The 17,048-nt window shown below is 52.7% G+C and carries 16 protein-coding genes and 1 tRNA gene; 9 read left to right on the top strand and 8 right to left on the bottom strand.

Translation table 11 applies throughout. The features are described 5' to 3' along the window. The first annotated feature begins 128 nt into the window (after positions 1 to 128). Complete coding sequence (locus BVC71_RS00400; protein WP_165767691.1) at positions 129 to 1,445, top strand: MFS transporter; 1,317 nt, start codon at positions 129 to 131, stop codon at positions 1,443 to 1,445. Next, positions 1,442 to 2,227 carry a carbon-nitrogen hydrolase family protein gene (locus BVC71_RS00395; RefSeq protein ID WP_086449668.1) on the top strand — a complete coding sequence of 262 codons (786 nt, stop codon included), beginning with the start codon at positions 1,442 to 1,444 and terminating at the stop codon, positions 2,225 to 2,227. Before BVC71_RS00400 ends, BVC71_RS00395 begins: the two co-directional genes overlap by 4 nt. Before the next feature lie 90 nt (positions 2,228 to 2,317). Here the strand turns inward: BVC71_RS00395 and BVC71_RS15495 are convergent, their stop codons facing one another. Continuing rightward, entirely contained in the window at positions 2,318 to 2,629 is a 312-nt protein-coding gene (locus tag BVC71_RS15495) for an oligopeptide/dipeptide ABC transporter ATP-binding protein (protein ID WP_133064466.1), read from the bottom strand. 84 nt (positions 2,630 to 2,713) lie between these two features. Continuing rightward, entirely contained in the window at positions 2,714 to 3,073 is a 360-nt protein-coding gene (locus BVC71_RS15490) for an ATP-binding cassette domain-containing protein (RefSeq protein WP_240516736.1), read from the bottom strand. A 46-nt stretch (positions 3,074 to 3,119) separates the two neighbouring features. Between BVC71_RS15490 and BVC71_RS15485 the strand changes: the two genes are divergently transcribed. The 5 genes from BVC71_RS15485 to BVC71_RS00360 all read left to right on the top strand — a co-directional run bounded on the left by BVC71_RS15485 (position 3,120) and on the right by BVC71_RS00360 (position 9,354). After that, positions 3,120 to 3,797, top strand: coding sequence for a trans-sulfuration enzyme family protein (locus BVC71_RS15485; RefSeq protein ID WP_205905942.1), 678 nt, complete (start codon positions 3,120 to 3,122; stop codon positions 3,795 to 3,797). A 4-nt stretch (positions 3,798 to 3,801) separates the two neighbouring features. Continuing rightward, on the top strand, positions 3,802 to 4,398 hold the full coding sequence (locus BVC71_RS00375) for a sugar phosphate isomerase/epimerase family protein (protein ID WP_240516735.1): 597 nt from the start codon (positions 3,802 to 3,804) through the stop codon (positions 4,396 to 4,398). A 198-nt stretch (positions 4,399 to 4,596) separates the two neighbouring features. Further along, positions 4,597 to 6,222, top strand: coding sequence for a GMC oxidoreductase (locus tag BVC71_RS00370; protein WP_086449665.1), 1,626 nt, complete (start codon positions 4,597 to 4,599; stop codon positions 6,220 to 6,222). Positions 6,223 to 6,465: 243 nt separating this feature from the next. Beyond that, positions 6,466 to 7,815: a tyrosine-type recombinase/integrase gene (locus BVC71_RS00365; protein ID WP_086449664.1), complete on the top strand. Its 1,350-nt coding sequence runs from the start codon at positions 6,466 to 6,468 to the stop codon at positions 7,813 to 7,815. A 984-nt stretch (positions 7,816 to 8,799) separates the two neighbouring features. Further along, on the top strand, positions 8,800 to 9,354 hold the full coding sequence (locus BVC71_RS00360) for a recombinase family protein (RefSeq protein ID WP_086449663.1): 555 nt from the start codon (positions 8,800 to 8,802) through the stop codon (positions 9,352 to 9,354). Between the two features lie 156 nt (positions 9,355 to 9,510). Here the strand turns inward: BVC71_RS00360 and BVC71_RS00355 are convergent, their stop codons facing one another. The 4 genes from BVC71_RS00355 to BVC71_RS00345 all read right to left on the bottom strand — a co-directional run bounded on the left by BVC71_RS00355 (position 9,511) and on the right by BVC71_RS00345 (position 11,762). Next, complete coding sequence (locus tag BVC71_RS00355; RefSeq protein ID WP_133064465.1) at positions 9,511 to 9,951, bottom strand: hypothetical protein; 441 nt, start codon at positions 9,949 to 9,951, stop codon at positions 9,511 to 9,513. Between the two features lie 16 nt (positions 9,952 to 9,967). After that, positions 9,968 to 10,324, bottom strand: a complete 357-nt coding sequence (locus BVC71_RS00350) for an STAS-like domain-containing protein (RefSeq protein ID WP_165767690.1) — start codon at positions 10,322 to 10,324, stop codon at positions 9,968 to 9,970. Continuing rightward, positions 10,302 to 11,495: an ATP-binding protein gene (locus BVC71_RS15305; RefSeq protein WP_133064464.1), complete on the bottom strand. Its 1,194-nt coding sequence runs from the start codon at positions 11,493 to 11,495 to the stop codon at positions 10,302 to 10,304. The genes BVC71_RS00350 and BVC71_RS15305 overlap by 23 nt, the downstream gene beginning before the upstream one ends. 177 nt (positions 11,496 to 11,672) lie before the next feature. Beyond that, a tRNA-Ser gene (locus BVC71_RS00345) sits at positions 11,673 to 11,762 on the bottom strand. 139 nt (positions 11,763 to 11,901) lie between these two features. Here BVC71_RS00345 and BVC71_RS00340 point away from each other — a divergent pair. Continuing rightward, entirely contained in the window at positions 11,902 to 12,591 is a 690-nt protein-coding gene (locus tag BVC71_RS00340) for a DUF4130 domain-containing protein (protein ID WP_086449660.1), read from the top strand. A 164-nt stretch (positions 12,592 to 12,755) separates the two neighbouring features. Here the strand turns inward: BVC71_RS00340 and ychF are convergent, their stop codons facing one another. Then, a complete protein-coding gene (gene ychF / locus BVC71_RS00335) occupies positions 12,756 to 13,853 on the bottom strand; it encodes a redox-regulated ATPase YchF (RefSeq protein WP_086449659.1) in 1,098 nt (365 codons plus the stop codon). Positions 13,854 to 14,102: 249 nt separating this feature from the next. On the opposite strand from ychF, the gene BVC71_RS00330 reads away from it, so the two are divergent. Continuing rightward, positions 14,103 to 14,717, top strand: a complete 615-nt coding sequence (locus tag BVC71_RS00330) for a 50S ribosomal protein L25/general stress protein Ctc (protein WP_086449658.1) — start codon at positions 14,103 to 14,105, stop codon at positions 14,715 to 14,717. A gap of 118 nt (positions 14,718 to 14,835) precedes the next feature. Here BVC71_RS00330 and BVC71_RS00325 read toward each other — a convergent pair whose 3' ends face one another. Continuing rightward, positions 14,836 to 16,971, bottom strand: a complete 2,136-nt coding sequence (locus tag BVC71_RS00325) for a DEAD/DEAH box helicase (RefSeq protein ID WP_086449657.1) — start codon at positions 16,969 to 16,971, stop codon at positions 14,836 to 14,838. Positions 16,972 to 17,048: the final 77 nt, after the last annotated feature.

Raw genomic sequence — 17,048 nt, 5'->3', positions numbered from 1 at the left:
CCTGTCGAGGCGGCAACTGCCGCATGATTTCGCAAATACCGGTTTTCCGCAGGGTCTAATGCCCATATTTGCGTTGTTCTTGATTCTTTTCTTGCATACGTATGCAAAAGGTGCCAGAGATTTTTTATATGGTCATCAAGTTCATCAAAAATCGCCAATCATCTGACCAAAAAATGAGCCGAATTGAGGAAGTGCAAGACGTGAAAACGACACGAACAGCGCCATCAGAATTGTCAAACCAGACGACTGAACCGACACTTAATTCAGCTGCATTGTTACTGATTTTCTTGACGATTTCTTGCGGCCTATTTTCTGCAAATGTATATTATATACAAACACTTGTTGGCGAAATAGCCACTGACTTTGGCCATTCCGAAGGCGGCGCAGGCCTCGCCGTAACAATGACCCAGCTCAGCTATGGTTTGGGGCTGCTTTTTGTGGTCCCTTTACTAGATGTTGTAGAGAACAGACGACTGATGCTTTTCCTAGCAGCGGTGGCCCTGCTTGGACTCGTTGGCGCAGCATTGGCACCTAGCCTGTGGTGGTTATTTGGCGCATGCTTTCTGATCGGAAGTGGAAGCGTATGCGTTCAAGTTCTGGTCCCCTACGCCTCTTACCTTGCTCCGCGCGGGTACGAAGGTCGGGTGGTCGGAATTGTCACTGGTGGATTAATGTTCGGTATTATGCTGGCCCGACCTGCCGCATCTTTGGCGGCGAGTTTCGGCGGATGGCGCAGTATTTTCTTTATCGCCGCTGGCGCCATAGCCCTGTGCATGGCTTTGATATTGCGGCGCCTCCCCAGCCGTCAGCCTGACGTACCCGCAAAATACCTCAGCACGATCCGCGGGATGCTTGCTTCCGTACGCCAAGAACCCACTTTGCGTCGCAGGCTGTTTTATCAAGCCGCGCTCTTTTCCACCTTTTCATTGTTTTGGACCGTAGTGCCTCTGGAACTGGCCAGCGCTGACTTCGCACTAGGCCAACGCGAGATTGCTTTATTTGCACTAGCCGGGGCTATGAGCGTGCTCGCGGCCCCTTTGGGCGGCGCTCTCGCAGACAAAGGCCATGGCCATCTGACCTCTGGGGCGGCGCTTTTCCTTGGTATTGTGGCATTTGGCCTAACGCTATTACCAATCACTAATCAGTGGGTGGGGCTGTTAGTATTTTTTATTGCTGCCCTTCTGATCGACCTCGCCCTGACAGTCAGTTTTGTGATCGGCCAACGTATCATTTTTGCTCTTGGGCCAACGCGACGTGGCAGTTTAAACGGTATTTTCATGGCAGGCTTTTATTCGGCGGGCGCTCTTGGGTCTGCTGTCGGGGGGCTACTGTTCGCCCAACACGGGTGGCAGCCTCCGGCTGTGGTCGGCATCATCGTTCTCGCAGCCGCTTTGCTTTTCTGGTTCAGTGACCCCAACAACCACCCAAAGGAATCCTGCGCATGAACCTCCGTATCGCCGCCCTTCAGATGACACCGACAAGAGCGCAAGACAATGAGACTCGTTTGGCACGTGGCCTGAATGAAGCGGCCGCACAAGGCGCTACGCTTTTGCTTGCGCCCGAACTTGCCCTCAGCGGTTACAATCAATCCGCAGAGGCATTGCGCGACGTGGCGAGTGAGGTCCCCGCCGCGATCAAGCGGCTGGCCCAAAAGGTCAAAGAAACAGGTGTAGCACTGGCGCTGGGGGTCCCGCGAATAGAGGATGACCAGCTATTTAATTCAGCCGTCCTAATCACCCCAGAAGATGGAGTCGTTCTGACATACGATAAATGCCATTTGTTTGGAGAAGAGGAGAGGGCCACTTTTGCGCAAGGAAACCGCCGATCTCGGCTTGTAAACTGGAACGGCCTAAAGGTCGGCCTGCTGATCTGTTATGATGTCGAATTCCCAGAGATGGTTCGGTCATTAGCGCTGGACGGTATGCAATTGGCTCTGGTCCCTACAGCACTACCAAAGGTTGGTGACATTACCACAGTTTCTGATCGTTACATCCCAACCCGCGCCTTTGAAAATGGAATTTTTGTCGCCTATGCGGGCCTTAGCGGCGTCGAAAACGGCATGACATATCTAGGCGGCAGTCACATCGCCGCCCCTGATTGCAGAACGCTCGCCAAATGCGGCGAAGACGAAGCGCTGCTGATCGCCGATTTAGACACAGGTTTGGTCGGGCGTTCAGATCGTTCTGGCCCCTACTTGCGCGACCGTCGGCCAGAACTTTATCGCTGATGGCTAGTCAGCGTTTTGCGCGGTGAACTCTTAGGCATCCGTGACGCGCGATAGCGTGGCGCCAACGGGTCGCGTTTCAAAAGTTGCGCATCAGGATGAAATCTTTTCCGCAAAATGACATGCGACTTCGTGCGTTCCCACCTTGCGTAGTTCGGGTCGACTTTCGGCGCAGGCCTCTTTTGCGAAAACACATCGGGTACGAAACGGACACCCCGAAGGTGGATTGACGGGACTCGGCACATCGCCCTCTAATAACTGGACATCGTCCCGACGCGCGGCCTCGTCAGGGATCGCATTGACCAAAGCCTGCGTGTACGGATGCAGTCGCCCCGCCCATACATCTTCGGCATTCCCGATTTCGACAATCCGACCAAGGTACATCACCGCAATACGATGCGACACATAACGCACGACAGCGAGGTCATGTGAAATGAACAAATAGGCAAGACCCAACTCTTGTTGCAGATCAACAAGCAGGTTCAGAACCTATGCCTGCACCGAAACATCCAGAGCTGAGACCGCTTCGTCACACACAAGCAGATTAGGGTTCAGGACAAGAGCACGCGCAATGGAAACACGTTGTCTCTGGCCACCAGAAAGCTCGTGTGGCAGCCGATTTAGGTGATAACCGGACAGCCCAACCTTGGTTGCCATCTCGATCACCATTTCACGTCGACTGGCACGGGTGCCTATACCGCTGACGGCAAGAGGTTCGGTTATAATTCGCTCGACGGTTAAACGAGGGTTCAACGCACCTGACGGGTCCTGAAAAATCATTTGAACGTTGCGGGCACGTTCGAGCCGCGTAGCACGGCCCTTGCCGGGCTGGACACCTTCGATCGCCAACCTGCCCCCAGTTGGAGACTGAATTCCGGTTATACAGCGCGCCAATGTGGATTTAACGCAAATTGTCGCTGTCGCCAAATCCCGCAGCATCGTCACGGCGATCGACGCAACATGGGCGACTACCCTACTCCTCAGACCGCTTGATTTGGAGGTAGGCATTTCGATCCACGCAGCGACCAAATACATTGTCGGCCACTCGGACGGGATGCTTGGCGTAATTACGACCAACACTGAAACCTATGACGCCGTGCGTGCAGCGAGCCAAGATCTAGGCGGATGCGCCGGTGTCGAAGAATGCAACCTTGCGCTTCGCGGCTTACGCAGCTTGGGCGTTCGGCTTGAACGACAGGGAGCCACTGGCCTCGCGCTCGCCGAATGGCTCGAAACCCGCAGCGAAGTGTCCGCCGTTTTGCATCCTGCGCTTCCATCTTTCGCTGGTCACGACTTGTGGAAACGCGATTTCAAGGGGAGCGCAGGCCTCTTTTCGATAGAACTCGCCTCTCGTGAAGTAACGGCAGTCCGTCGTTTCATCGACTCACTCAAACTCTTTTCCATCGGCTTTAGTTGGGGCGGTTTTGAAAGCCTCGTCCTACCTATCCATCCAGAGAGCCGCAGCCTACCGCTATGGCAAGATCGCGGGCCAATCATTCGCCTGCAAATCGGCCTCGAGGACCCCGAAGACCTAAAGGCCGATTTGGCCGCAGCACTTGATACGTTAGGCTGACACCATGACGCGTCCCACTTTGTCTTTTCAAATGTTCTCCTCGCGTGCAGCCGAAGACCTAGATACTCAGTTGGCTCTTTTGGCCGAACTTGGCCTCACCGATATCCAACCCTTTTTCTTTGGTCCCCCGGACAGCATGGAGGATGTCCACAACTATATCTCCACAATGAAGGCGCACGGCCTAACAGCGCAAAGCGGGCATTTCTTACTCGAGCAATTTGAAGAAACCCCCGATCAAGTAGAAGAAATCGCAACAGCCTTTGGTATGTGGCTCGTCGCCTGCCCCGTCATTGACGTCGCAATCAGGCCCGAAACGCCCGAAGGCTGGGATGCTATTGGCAAACGGCTCGCCGCGGTCAATGAGGAAATGACCTCAAGAGGCCTCACTTTTGCCTACCACAATCATGAATTTGAAATGGTGCCTTTGGCCGATGGCAGTTACCCTATTGATCGTCTCCTGGGTGAAACTGTGCCCTTTGAACCAGATCTTGCTTGGATGGTCGTTGGCGGCGCCGACCCACGAACATTCGTTGAAAAATACAAAAGTCCGCATTCCTGCAGTTCATGTGAAAGATGTCGCTCCCTCGGGTACCTGCCTTGAAGAAAAAGGCTTTGCCGATCTCGGCCATGGCATAATGGATTGGGATTATCTTTGGGGCCTCTGCGTCGAGGCTGGCTCACGCCTTAATATCCTCGAACACGACTTACCCGCAGACTGGCGCCGCTTTGCACGTCGATCTGTAGCAACGGCGCGTGCGCTTGATGCAGCAAGTTCAGCCACTTCGGAATGGGGGCATCAATGAGCGCAGAACCCTATGATGCCATCGTCGTGGGGTCAGGCGCATCTGGCAGCTTCGCCGCCAAAGAGCTTTGTGAACAGGGGTTGAACGTCTTAATGTTAGAGGCGGGTCGCAAAGTTGGCCCCGAAGACTTCGATCTTTCGCTGAAACCAAAAAAGCCGCCGATCATCAACATCGTTGAACGCGCACGCCATGGCGCGCTGGGACGCTGGATCCAAGTGCGTTCTATGTTTTTCCGCGGAATGCTGGGTCATTTCTACACAAGCGATCGCGATAACCCGTATACGACGCCCAAAGACGCGCCTTACATCTGGATTCGAGGACGCCAAGAAGGTGGTCGCCTTCATCTGTTTGGCCGCGTTCTGATGCGTTGGTCAGATGATGATTTCAAACACAACTGCCGTTCGGGATGCGGCGTGGACTGGCCAATCTGCTATGATGATCTCGAACCATATTATACCGAAGTCGAAACTTGCCTTGGCATCTACGGAAATTCAGATGGCATCAAGAGCATGCCGGATGGTCATTACGTAGCACAGCAAGGGCTCACAGAAGCCGAGGAAAATTTCAAGGCGCGCGTTCAACGCAAATGGCCCGAACGCCGCGTCCTTGGCTGGCGCTCTGTCTTGCCGCCAAAAAGCCGCGTCTACAAACCGCTAGAAGATGCACTTGCAACGAGCAACCTAACGATCCGATATCACGCGGTTGCCGAAAAGATCATAAGCGAAGGTAACCGTGCCACTGGAATACAAGTGATAGACGCGCAAACCGGCGTTCGGTCAACCATCCTTGGCAAACACTTCGTCCTATGTGCCTCGCCAATAGAGAGCGTGCGGCTGCTGCTGAATTCGGCCAACGAGGAACACCCCAACGGCCTCGGCAACTCTTCGGATTCGCTAGGCCGCTATTTCATGGATCAGCTGCCCTTGCTTTGCATGGGCTCTTATCCACCGATCAAAGGTCACACCACCGAGGACAGCCAACCGAAAGACCCATTCTATCAAAATGGCGGTGGCATTTTCGTCACCGAAGCGGACCAAAGTGAGTTCGTTTATCAAGGCTCCATCGGGCGCGCCCCGACGGACCAGCCAGACGAGCCATCAAAACTCATGTTCTTTGGTTTCGGCCGTATGCAACCCGACCCTGACAATCGGATCACAATCGACCCGGTCAAGCGCGATCGATACGGCATTCCGGTGCCCCACATCCGTTGCAAAATGAGCGACCAAGACAAGACCACGCTAAAACTTCAAGAAGACCTGATTATGGACACCGTGAATAACGCGGGTGGTCAGGTAGAATTCTTAGGAACGACCAACGGTATCCGCGAATGGGGGCGCGGCATCTACCCCAACGCCCACCCAATCGCGCGTTTCTTGTTCAAACGGTTTTTCCCGATGGTGATGCAAATGGGCGCTGCCATTCACGAAACTGGAGGCGCACGAATGGGCAAAGACCCGAAAACGTCCGTCCTCAACAAATGGGGGCAGAGCTGGGATATTTCTAACCTTTATGTCACTGATGCCAGCGCTTTCCCAAGCAGCGGAGTGTCAGGTACTACTCTGACCATAATGGCCCAAACAATCCGAGCCTGCCGCCATTTGGCCGGTCAAAGAAAAGGATAACTGGCCCTTCGTTTAGCCACAGCGCTATCGTTATCTACACGCTGCGAGCGATCCAATTTTCGCATCGCTACGTTGCTTTCTGGAATGACTGGACGCTTTTGGTCTAACGCAAGGTCTCACGAAAGCTGAAACTTTCGATGGCGGAGACGAAGGGATTACACGACGCCCTCGAATAACCAGTTGTAACCACTGAAATAAAACAATAATCACGCTAAATGTGTGGTGAAAACGTGTGGTGACGACATGGCGCGATTAGAAAAACGGCGGCAACTTTGGTACGCGGTCTTGGATGTCCCTAAGGATGTCCAAAGCAAGCTTGGCACAAAGCGTTTTTTTAAAAGCACCAAGCAAAAAGATCGTGAGAAAGCCCAAATACTCGCATCCAAGTGGGATTCCGATTGGAGAGCGCGGATTCACGAGGCTCGCCACGGCAAACATACGATCTCGAAATCAGCACTCACATACGAAGAAAAACAACGTCTTGTCTTCAGCGAGGCATCAGAATGGCGTGAGCGTATTGGAATGGCAGCAGACCCAGCGACCAGAGAATTTCACATCGATGATATGAAAGAGAATGCGAAGGAGTACCTCGATCCCGAAGATCCAGAGGAAGCAAATGGCGACGCACTCGCTACTCTTTTCGTTGAAATTGCACTTGGAGAATGCTCGCCGCTACGCCCACACCTCGATGGCTTCATTGCTGAACTCAGACGGGACGTCCAAAGTAAAACGGTTGACCTATACAGCAATGCCATCGTTCAGTTTCTCGACAATTTTGAGAATACGCGAGACGTAACCGCCGCTGCCATTCAGGGGTACTTCGAAGGGCTTCGCAATGAAGGTCGAGCAGACAACACCTTAGGCCGCGATTTAGCAGCTATGCGCAGGTTCTGGACCTACCTACAAACCAAAGGTGCCGTAAGCAGTGAACGCGACCCATTTAGCTCAGTTCGGTCCACATCTAGAAAGGGCCAAAATCGCCAAGGTCGAGCAAAACACTATGAACCATTCACACCAAACGAGTCCGTAGAGCTCCTGAGAGGGGCCCTAGAGAAGCGAGACGCACCTCTAGCTATCCTCGTACTGCTGGCATTGTGGACGGGCGCTAGAATCGAGTCTCTGTGCTCCCTCCAGTGGGCGCAGGTAGACGGCAAGACAATTCACCTGAAAGACAAAACAGATGCCGGAAACCGGAGAGTACCAATCCATCCCAAACTCTCGCCAGTAATCAACAAACTTCGAGAAGCCAGCACAAATGAATTTGTCATCCCCGACCTCAGCGCCACAAAAAAAACAGGGGCACGCTCAAACGCTGTGGGAAAACGCTTCGGACACCTAAAAACTCGAATGGGACATGAAAAGCAAACAAAAGTCTTTCACAGCTTTCGAAAGACGGTCGTGACTCAACTCGAGCAAAACGGCGTCCCTGAAACCATCACAGCTGCAATTGTTGGGCATGAAGTCGGCACAATGACTTATGGCCTCTACAGCGGCGGTCCGAGTTTTGAGCAGAAGCTACAGGCCATCCAAACGCTCTCATACCCGCGAATTGACGGCGCTACGAATGATCTACTGCGGCTACTAGCTAGCTGACTGCTAACCATCCATGGCGGGGCGCAGGTAACCGCATCGAGCAATGCGCGAAAGCAGAAGCATCAAACGGATCCGAAAATTCGGAACCCCCTAACGGACAACTGTCCAACTATAGGCAAGAGCATAGGTATATCGAAGAGTAATATCTAAGTTAGATCCATAAGTAAGACTTCCAGTAACTCGATTAGTAAGATCTTAGGTAATACTTAAAGTAAGACATACAGTTAGACTTAAAGTATGTATCATACAGCGGGGGGGCCTTCGGCCCTTCGGGTGCGTCTCTTAAATCGAAGGCACGTTAACAAGCTTCAGATTTGGGCGATTAGTAATGGTCCATATGGATCTGTAGACCCCAACAAATCGAACAGATTGATCTACAACTTCATATAGTTAAGAGGGAATATAAATATTCTCCTTCTCTCGATTACAGTCCTTCCTAAAGTAGATCTTACAGCTAAGACATACAGTTAGACTTAAAGTATATGTCATACAGCGGAGGGGCCTTCGGCCCTTCGAGTGCGTCTCTTAAATCGCCGCCTTGCGCTTTGCATACCCAAAACACGGTTAAATCAAGTCTTCGCATGAAGCACACACGACCCCCCAGATAAGCAACCTGATGAATACCCGTTAGCCGTAATGACGCTTCAAAACATTCAGAAACTCCCTGCCGACCAAATAGGTCCAAAGCTTGCTTAATTGTATTGTCGGGTATGTCTCCCAAAAACCAAAGCTCTCCCTCAACCTCCGAACTTTGCTGTCGTGGCAGCTGTGCATTTGAGTTTTCGCACCGCCCCTGTAATCGGCCCTACACTTCCCTCTCTAACGCAGTAGCTCTCAATCAACGGACAGCACGTCTCAAAAGACCTTGCCCATGTGAGACAGCCTTAAGATGAGTCAAAGTGACTCATTGGAGTTATCCCTGCATTTTGAGACACACCCTCTCATAGGCCCTAAGGCCCTATTGAGACAAAGGAGATTTTCGGAATGCTAGTTGGATACGCCCGTACATCGACCTCCGACCAAACAGCAGGTCTAGAGGCGCAGCTCAAAGTACTCAAAGACGCAGGATGTGAACGCATCTATGAGGAGCAGGTGTCTTCAGTTGACGCCAGAGCGCGAGAGAGACTCGCTGAGTGCCTATCCTTCATTCGGGAGGGAGATACCCTAGTCGTGACCAAGTTGGACCGTCTAGCGCGTTCTGTGAGTCATCTGGGAGCCATTAGAGACGAGCTTGGAGCCAAAGGTGCTGAGCTTCGGATTATTGACCTCAACATGGACACCAACACTCCCACAGGAAAGCTAATGATCAACCTCCTCGGTAGCATCGCTGAGTTTGAGCGAGAGATCATGCTCGAGCGGCAGAGAGAGGGAATTGCGAAGGCCAAAGCTCTGGGCAGATACAAGGGCCGAAAGCCAATTAGGCGCGAGATTGCATTAGAGGTTCAAGCACTTCGGGAAAAAGGCACAGCTGTTACAGAAATTGCGAAACGAGTAGGGATTAGTAGAGCAACTACGTATCGTATTTTGTCGAGGACGTAGGTTCTGCTTGATGAACGGAGTCAAATGCATCGAACCATTTCGATGCTTAATCGAGTCGATCCTCACAAACGAGTAAGCAAGAGGGGGGGGCGGGGGGGGTATTTCGGCCATTCACATGACACATAAACGTCTAAAAATCTGGCAAATGTTTCAGTCCTACCTTGCCCAGTACAATCGACACGACGCCCGTCTAAGTAGGTTGCGCATCTCCGTGCAACATTTAATGACTTCGGTAACACGAGCGGGATCGGGATCACGATCAGCCGCTTGGAAGTCACCTCCCGTGGCAGCATCGTAAACCGCAACATCAAGCTCAATATACTCTTCTTCTAGATTCCCTAACAGGCGCGTTGCCTCTGAGCTAAAAAAACTAGACGCCGTCACGGCCCCCAGCAATCGCGCTGACAACACCTTGTCTTTATTGACGTCATCCGCGCTGCGATTCGACCAATACTCGACAGCTAGGCTTTCGATTTTGGAAAACTCTTCGACATGATCTCTCATGTGCGCGGCACGTGCAGAAAGGGTCGCAAAATAATTTTGAGCTAAATAAGCAGTAAGTGCTGTTAGAAAAACAGTAACAATAACGGTTGCCAAAAGTGCACCCTCTCAACTATCGTGATGCCTTTTCAATATGCTTCTCTGCCGAACGTACATACCTCAACATTCCACGTTGTGTAGCACTGACCTTCAAATGCTTCTTGATTTGTTCAAACGTGAACCCTTTCTTTCGGAAGCACTCATCACGAAACAACCCCCCGAAGGATTCTTCCAAAAATGAAGAACCGCAAGTCTCCAAATTATCCAACGACACAACCAGCTTAGCATCTGACCGGATCGCCTCAATCAAACGAGGCCTTAGAAAATCCTGACGGAAACGTTGCCCACTATTTGAGCCATCCTCCGGAACCCTTCCTGTCGGAAATTTGGAGAACTCCTCCGCCACGTTAAGCACTATTTCGTCCTTCATCGAGTTGCTCCTGTGGAATTCGCAAGGTCCATTCAAACAAGGTTCCGCCAATCGACAATCGCCTAGACCTACTAACAATTTGTGAGCCAGCATCATAGCGATACTCACCACCTCGGCTAAAGACCCTTAGTGAACCATGACCACATATATCGATTAACTCTTTCATCTCAGCAAGGCCCAGCCCTCGATGTTCTTCATCTGTTTGAGTACTTCCCTTCTGCATTGCACCTGCAAGATATGTTCCATCATTCTCAAAATCAAATTTGCCTCGTGAAGTCAGCAGTTTATTGATGAAATCACGGGTCCTATCACTAATTTTTCTCCTCGGGAAGGTGATTGGAATAGTCACGCCCTGATCATAAAAAACAACGGTTAATTCTCTTTTGTCCACATCGGCCGATGCGGTAACCCACCACTTATTTATGGGTCGGTAGGTGAATTTGTGATCCGCTGGATAGGCGTGTTTGACAACATTAATCATTGCTTCGGAAAGAGCATTATTCAATGCTACAGATAGCTCTTGCCCCAAACCGTGCTCAGGCTCAATAAATTGGTAGAGCTCTTTGATTCGACTGCTAACAACTTCTATTTCTTCAGAAGTACTGCCAGCTATGATCCTCATTGTCTTTTTACTACCCGACGTCCGATATCTATCAGCGACATCTTCTGAAAGCTTGAGAATCTCAAAAAAACCAATCTCAAACAATTGTCGAAACAAGTGTTTCGGCCACTTATCCAACTCCACTGTCGGCGGGACGTCGTTAACTAGTGTACCTAGCCGATCGTATTCTGCCGTTAATATCAACGCTACCGCGGTCGAAAGCTCCTTGATGCCTGAAAAGTCTGCGTAATACTGAATTGACCTCATACCCCCCGGGCGCTTTGCGTCATTGATCCACTTTACATCATCCAAAGTGTCCCAATCTTTGTGCGTGAGCATCCGATGACGCCAATCAGCTAAAAAACGTAGTGAGCCAAGTGTATTTTTGTCGAGACAGAGAACCTCTGGCGGCACTTGAGGAGCCTCTAAACAATATACTTGCTCGACTTCCCCCCCGTACCAAACGTCAACCAAGAGACGCTTCGATCTGCCGAGGCGCCGCTTTGCCAACATCGCCTTCCGAGAGCGATAAAGAAGTACGTTTTTATACCTAAGCGTCAACTTCCTCATAAAAAACCCCACACCTCAACTGATACAACCAGAGATAATATCGAAATAAGCTAAAAAGCCCAAGCGCGAAATGTACAGCACCGGCCAAGAAGCGTGTGGTGACGACGTGTGGTGACCGCCGCGACACTGAAACCATAAGCTATTGAAATTGAAAGCATTTTATTACCGATGGGGTAATGGCGGAGACGAAGGGATTCGAACCCTCGAGACGGTTACCCGCCTACTCCCTTAGCAGGGGAGCGCCTTCGACCACTCGGCCACGTCTCCGTCGACCCGTTTATCTGCGACCTCGGGGGAAAACAAGGCTGGAAAGTAAGAAAATTCATCACTGCGGGCAGATTATAGTCTTTTCGATTTGCATTGCCTCAACTAGAACATAAAGTGAACAAAAATCCCAGAGCCTGCCATGGTCGATATCACTTTACCCTTTGCCGGAACCGTTTCCGCGTGGCGCCAAACCGCGCGGCGGCTTTTGGCTGCGCGTATTCCGCCAGAACATTTGCATTGGAAAATCGGAGCCGCGTTGGACATCCCGCGACTACCCGCAGAAAAATTCAAAGTGCGCGTACCTGAACGGTTTGTGCATTTATCGGATGTTGTTGGCTGGCATGATGCAGCTGACAGGTTTGCTCTGCTTTACCGCACGGCTTGGGGATTGCGGTTAAAACCGACTCTTTTGACCGAAACCAACGATCCTGATGTCGCAACTCTCATAACGATGGAACAAGACGTTCTGACATCGCTTAGACGGTTTAATCAACGCCTTCGGTTGCATGAACTACCATCTACGACATCGCGCCGCATGTTCGCAGGATGGTGCGACATTCAACAAGATCCGCTGGAAATTGCCCTACCGCGGTTACGCCGCCAGCTGTCTGAATTTGACTGGGTTATCTACACCCCTGCCCGCGCCGTTCGGTCAACTGCACAGCAGGAATTTATATTTCGCCCACCAGAACGCCCAGACCTGCCCCGCAACACGGCGCACCCTGACTGGGTAAGATGGTTACAGGCACAAGAATACCCCGCCTACGACTTGATTGGCCCAGCGTTACCACCGGATTTTCAAGACGACTGTGACCTCGTCGAGAGCTAGAACCATACCTTTCTACCACACAGGCGAAGCGAACATTTCTGCCGATCCCAACCTGTTTTTAGGCCAATCAGGTGACACTAAAAGGTTTGCACCTAAGAAACGCAAAATGCCGCCCCGGAAGGAGCGGCATTCCAAAATATAAAGTTTTAAAACTTGGCCGCGGCCTAGTTGTTAAACAAGAAATGCATCACATCGCCGTCTTTTACGATGTATGCCTTGCCCTCTGCGCGCATTTTACCCGCTTCTTTGGCGCCACCTTCGCCTTTGAATTCGACGTAGTCGACATAGGCGATCGTTTCCGCACGGATAAAGCCTTTTTCGAAATCGCCGTGAATCACGCCAGCCGCTTGCGGCGCGCTGGTGCCCGCTTTGATGGTCCAAGCGCGGGCTTCTTTCGGGCCGACGGTGAAATAGGTTTCTAGCTTCAGCAATTCGTAACCAGCGCGGATCAGGCGATCCAGACCGGCTTCCTCTAGACCCATTTCGCCTAAGAACATCTCAGCCTCTTCGGCGTCCAGCTGGCTGATTTCTTCTTCGATCTTAGCGGAAATAACGACCGTACCAGCGCCTTGCTCTTCGGCCATTTTGGCAACTTCAGCGGATTTGGAATTGCCATCCGAGGCCGAAGATTCCTCGACATTGCACACATACAGGATCGGCTTTTGGGTCAGCAGCTGCAGCATTTTCCATTGCTTCATATCCTCGCCGGATACTTCAACGGTACGTGCAGGCTGCCCGTTTTCCAGAACCTCTTGCGCGGCGGCCAGCAGACGATCCTGCTGTTGGGCCTCTTTGTCGTTGCCCTTTAGCTTGCGAACCAAATTGGCGCGTCGCTTTTCGATGCTTTCCAAATCGGCCAGCATCAATTCGGTTTCGATCACCTGAGCGTCCGCAACCGGATCAACGCGGCCTTCGACGTGAGTGATATCGTCGTCTTCGAAACAGCGCAGGACGTGCGCGATGGCGTCACATTCGCGGATGTTGGCTAGGAACTGGTTGCCCAGACCTTCGCCCTTGGACGCGCCTTTGACCAGACCCGCGATGTCCACGAATGTCATGCGTGTCGGAATGATCTGCTTGGACCCTGCGATTTCGGCCAGCGTGTCCAAACGCGCGTCAGGCACGGCCACGTCACCGACGTTCGGTTCAATCGTGCAGAATGGAAAGTTCGCCGCCTGCGCAGCAGCAGTTTTTGTCAGCGCGTTAAAGAGGGTCGATTTACCGACGTTCGGCAGACCCACGATACCCATCTTGAATCCCATAGGACCCTCCTATCTAGTTGATTGGCTTCTAAGGCCGGGCGCTGGTATGCGCAAGTATTGCGCGCCCAAAGCCGAGTGGGGGCCTGCCCCCGGCGACGCTTTGGGCTTTCCCCCTCGCGAATATCGCAAAACATGGGCAAAACGGGGCGTTTTGACCTTTGCAAAATAGGGATTCGCGTGTAAGGGGACGGCTTCTAACCGGGCTGGCACACCCTTGGAGGACAGCCCCTTTATTTTTGGAGAATTAAAATGGCACGTGAGATTCCTGATCTTATCGCCACGGAACGTACGGGGACAGGCAAGGGGGCCGCTCGTCAAGCTCGTCGTGATGGCCTGGTACCAGGTATTGTTTATGGTGGCGGCGCAGACCCTCTGCCGATCAACCTGAACTACAACAAACTGCTGCAGAAACTGAAACAAGGCCGCTTCCTGTCGACCCTGTTCAACCTGCAAGTCGAAGGCCAAGAAGACGTTCGCGTCATCTGCCGCGGCGTTCAGCGCGACGTTGTAAAAGACCTGCCAACTCACATCGACTTCATGCGCCTAAAGCGCACCAGCCGTGTGAACCTGTTCGTGCACGTGGAATTCGAAAACCACAAAGCAGCACCAGGCATCAAAAAAGGTGGCGTTCTGACCGTCGTTCGTTCCGAAGTTGAACTGAACGTTGTTGCAGGCGACATTCCTGAACAGATCGTTGTTGACCTGACCGGCAAAGAAATCGGCGATGTAATCCACATCTCCGAAGTGACCCTGCCAGAAGGCGTGAAACCAACCATCGACCGTGACTTCGTTATTGCGAACATCTCGGCTCCATCGGGTCTGGTTGCAGCTGGCGACGACGAAGAAGAAGCAGCAGAAGAGTAATCTTCGCGTTTCGACTGAAATTAGAAAACGGGGTCTTCGGGCCCCGTTTTTTATTGGCCCGGTATTAAAAACGACTGGGCCACAAAAAAGGGGCCGCAGCGGGCCCCTTTTTCAATTCTTATTTGCGGAACGATTTACCGCTGCCCTTTTTCGCGAAAGGTTTGGCATCAGCGCCTTTGCCTTTCACGCGGACGCCTTTTCGCGCTTTGCGTCCTGCGGATGGGTCGTTCACGTCAAACTTTGGCTTGTTCGACTTTGGCGCGCCGTCAGATTTTTTCTTGAATGGACGATCCTTGTCCGACTTGGACACGGCGCTTTCGAATTTCGAAGGACGTCCGCCCTTGTCATCCTTGCGCGGCTTGCGGTCTTTGAAATCACCCTTTGGCGCGCGATCTTCGCGTGGCTTGAAATCGCCACGTGGTTTACGATCCTCGCGCGGTTTGTCATCGTAGCGAGGCTTGCGATCTTCACGCGGGCGATCATCGCGGGATTTGTATTCATCACGCGGTTTATCGTCCCGCGATTTGTAATCGCCGCGCGGTTTATCACCGCGACCTTTGAAATCACCGCGTGGTTTGTCACCGCGCGGGCCGCGATCATCACGCGATTTGAAATCGCCACGAGGGCCACGGTCGTCACGCGGTTTACGCGGACCGCGGTCATTACGTGGACCACGATCAGGCATGGACGGTGCTTCGTCCATTTTGGTTAGGGTCAGACCCTGCTCCATTCCGATCGACTCGCCTTCACGTGCGACCAGCGCCGATGCGTCAGCCTCTTTCAGCTCGATCAGGGTCGCATCATCGGTGATGCGGATTTTGCCAATTGCGGTTTTGGAAATGCCAGCCTGTTTGCAGATCATCGGAAGAATCCAGCGCGGCTCTGCGCGGCCATTGCGACCAATCGACAAAGAGAACCAAGTGGACGGACCAAATTCTTCGCGCGGAGCGCGTTCACGGGTCGCGCCGCCCAGCTCTTCGGGCGCGCAGCGGCGTTCTTGGTACAGGCGCAGATAGGCTGCGGCGACCTGTTCTGCCGAATATTTGTCCAGCAGTTTCGCGGCAAATGCGGACTGATCTTCGTTCAGTGCTTCGCTGAAAACAGGGCTGCCGATCAGGCGCTCTTCTTCGCGGGCCTGAACTTCTTCTGCGCTAGGCGGGTCAATGTTTTCTGCGTCCAGTTTCGCCCATTTCAGCAGGCGGCCAACCTTGTGACGGTCACGCGGGGTTGCCAGCAGCGCCGAAATACCTTTGCGGCCCGCGCGGCCAGTACGGCCCGAACGGTGCAGCAGGGCTTCGGTGTTTTGTGGGGTTTCGGCGTGGATCACCAGTTCCAAACCAGGCAAATCGATACCGCGCGCAGCAACGTCGGTCGCCACACATACCTTTGCACGGCCATCGCGCATCGCTTGCAATGCGTGGCTACGTTCGGTCTGGGTCAGTTCACCCGACAGAGACACAACTTGGAAACCACGGTTCGACAGACGCGCCGTCAAACGCGCAACAGCAGCGCGGGTGTTCGCAAAGATGATTGCGTTGTTCGGGTCATGGAACAATAGCAGGTTGATCATCGCGTTTTCCGCATCGTGCGGCGCAACGTTCAAAACCTGATACGAAATGTCAGCGTGCTGTTCGGTTTTCGACTGAACCTCGACGCGAACAGCGTCTTTTTGGAATTCTTTGGCCAGTTTCGCGATCATCGGCGGCACGGTGGCCGAGAACATCAACGAACGCTTTTCTTCTGGCGCTTCGCCCAAGATAAATTCCAGATCTTCGCGGAAACCCAGATCCAGCATTTCGTCAGCTTCGTCCAAAACGATGGCGCGAGCCATCGACAGGTCCAGCGCGCCGCGTTCGATGTGGTCACGGATACGGCCGGGGGTGCCGACAACGATATGCGCGCCGCGTTCCAGCGCACGGCGTTCGTTGCGTGGGTCCATGCCGCCAACGCCTAGCGCGATGACAGCGCCGGTTTTCGCGTACAGCCATTCCAATTCGCGGCCCACCTGAAACGCCAACTCACGGGTCGGCGCAACGATCAACGCGGTCGGCAAACCTGCGCGGCCTGCGTTGCCGTCTTCGTCCAGAATGTCGGATGCGATTGCGATACCAAAGCCAACGGTTTTGCCCGATCCTGTCCGTGCAGAAACCAACAAATCTTGCCCTGCCAATTCAGGGTTGGAAACGGCTTCTTGTACGTCGGTCAATTTGTCATACCCACGCTCGGATAGCGCGGCGGATAGGGTCGGGATCATGTCAGGAGGCTTTCGGGTCAAAAGGTCAAGGCCGCCGAATACACGGGGCACTGCCCTATGTATATAGCAAATATGTT

The organism is Marivivens niveibacter (genome assembly GCF_002150005.2).
Taxonomy (GTDB): domain Bacteria; phylum Pseudomonadota; class Alphaproteobacteria; order Rhodobacterales; family Rhodobacteraceae; genus Marivivens; species Marivivens niveibacter.
Note: the sequence above shows the minus strand (reverse complement) of the source record. Positions and strands in the feature narration are given on the sequence as shown.

Bases quoted from the DNA above. Each gene is read 5' to 3' on its own strand.
- BVC71_RS00400 (WP_165767691.1), top strand. From the start codon at position 129: ATGGTCATCAAGTTCATCAAAAATCGCCAATCATCTGACCAAAAAATG.
- BVC71_RS00395 (WP_086449668.1), top strand. From the start codon at position 1,442: ATGAACCTCCGTATCGCCGCCCTTCAGATGACACCGACAAGAGCGCAA.
- BVC71_RS00375 (WP_240516735.1), top strand. From the start codon at position 3,802: ATGACGCGTCCCACTTTGTCTTTTCAAATGTTCTCCTCGCGTGCAGCC.
- BVC71_RS00370 (WP_086449665.1), top strand. From the start codon at position 4,597: ATGAGCGCAGAACCCTATGATGCCATCGTCGTGGGGTCAGGCGCATCT.
- BVC71_RS00365 (WP_086449664.1), top strand. From the start codon at position 6,466: ATGGCGCGATTAGAAAAACGGCGGCAACTTTGGTACGCGGTCTTGGAT.
- BVC71_RS00360 (WP_086449663.1), top strand. From the start codon at position 8,800: ATGCTAGTTGGATACGCCCGTACATCGACCTCCGACCAAACAGCAGGT.
- BVC71_RS00350 (WP_165767690.1), bottom strand. From the start codon at position 10,324: ATGAAGGACGAAATAGTGCTTAACGTGGCGGAGGAGTTCTCCAAATTT.
- BVC71_RS15305 (WP_133064464.1), bottom strand. From the start codon at position 11,495: ATGAGGAAGTTGACGCTTAGGTATAAAAACGTACTTCTTTATCGCTCT.
- BVC71_RS00340 (WP_086449660.1), top strand. From the start codon at position 11,902: ATGGTCGATATCACTTTACCCTTTGCCGGAACCGTTTCCGCGTGGCGC.
- ychF (WP_086449659.1), bottom strand. From the start codon at position 13,853: ATGGGATTCAAGATGGGTATCGTGGGTCTGCCGAACGTCGGTAAATCG.
- BVC71_RS00330 (WP_086449658.1), top strand. From the start codon at position 14,103: ATGGCACGTGAGATTCCTGATCTTATCGCCACGGAACGTACGGGGACA.
- BVC71_RS00325 (WP_086449657.1), bottom strand. From the start codon at position 16,971: ATGATCCCGACCCTATCCGCCGCGCTATCCGAGCGTGGGTATGACAAA.